1 protein-coding gene is annotated in these 529 nt (G+C 59.4%); it reads right to left on the reverse strand.

Going from position 1 to position 529, the window contains the following annotated elements; all coding sequences use genetic code 11:
• The coding region (locus tag V6767_RS22710) for a DDE-type integrase/transposase/recombinase (RefSeq protein WP_448475510.1) at window positions 1-529 on the reverse strand (529 nt) is incomplete at both ends.

Raw genomic sequence — 529 nt, forward strand, 5'->3', positions numbered from 1 at the left:
GACTGCTTCGATGCAGAAGGCTGCCTCCATCGTGATCGACAGTCGCCACGACAGAACCCTCCGGCTGAACCAGTCCACAACGGCGCAGAGATAGACAAATCCGCGAGCCATCGGAACATAGGTCAGGTCCATCGCCCAGACCTGATTGGGTCTGGTAACCGCCAGCTTGCGCAGGAGGTAGGGATAGATTTTGTGCCCAGGTGCCGGTCTCGATGTGTTCGGGCGACGGTAGATCGCCTCGATGCCCATCTTCTTCATCAGCGTGGCGACGTGAAGCCGCCCGGCATTCAACCCTTCTCCTCTCAAAAGCCATTGCAACATCCGACTTCCCGCGAACGGGTACTCGAGATGCAGTTCGTCGATCCGGCGCATCAGAGCCAGATCGCCGTCAGACACCGGACGCGGCGAATAATAGACACTGCCACGGCTGAAGCCGAGAAGCTTCGCCTGGCGCACGACGGATAGCTTATGCTCGCGGTCGATCATTTCTTTCCGCTCAGCAATCCCGCCTTGCCGAGCGCTCCGGCTA

The organism is Martelella sp. FLE1502 (assembly GCF_053484255.1).